The sequence below is a fragment of the Psychrobacter sp. 1U2 genome (genome assembly GCF_051847575.1).
On sequence record NZ_JBPYDC010001179.1, the window covers coordinates 1 to 677 of the forward strand.

Here is a 677-nt window from a genome sequence, read left to right on the forward strand (position 1 = left end):
GGACGCTCAGCTGCAATTATGAATAGCAACGGTGCAGTGACTGCCAACCTTGGTAGCACAGGTATCGACGAGGCGCCAAGCTTCTCTCCTAATGGCAAGCGTGTGGTCTATGCCTCAACCCAAGGCGGTAAAGGGGTCTTAACCATTAAATCCCTAAATGGAGGTAAGTCATTTGGTAAGTCTGGTCAAGGCGTTATCCGCTCCCCAGTATGGTCATCAAGTCCTAAATAAGTCTTTAACTCTATAAACTTATCGCTTTAATACCGGCTTATTTCTTACTTAATACAAATAAAAAAGCGCTCGATCATATTATCGGGCGCTTTTTTATACATTACGATTAGTAGCTATTGCCTAAGATTGGTTGTGATGCACTTATTCGCTTGGATCATAACCTGGTGGATTGGCATGCCTTAGCTGCGCCACATCTTCGGCAGTGACCGTCTGTTTAAAACCGTTCAAATCATTGACGACATATTGAGTGACAGCGGCCATTTGCTCATCGTCCATCATCATATGAAATGACGGCATACCGCGAAAGCCATTAATCAATATATCAATAATGTAGTATTTCGACTGCATTTTGCTGTTATTGGCTAATGGTGGGTAATAACCTGCACCTTGAGCACCCTCGCCTTCATGCATATGACAGCCTGCACATGAGTCATGATATAGCTTTT

At 43.4% G+C, this 677-nt stretch carries 1 protein-coding gene and 1 pseudogene; one reads left to right on the forward strand and one right to left on the reverse strand.

The features are described from left to right. Positions 1 to 231, forward strand: a pseudogene (locus ACS8FD_RS21060) (translocation protein TolB); the annotation flags it as partial. 141 nt (positions 232 to 372) lie between these two features. On the opposite strand, the gene ACS8FD_RS21065 reads toward ACS8FD_RS21060, so the two are convergent. Beyond that, on the reverse strand, positions 373 to 677 hold a 305-nt coding region (locus tag ACS8FD_RS21065; RefSeq protein ID WP_439277300.1), incomplete at its 5' end, for a c-type cytochrome.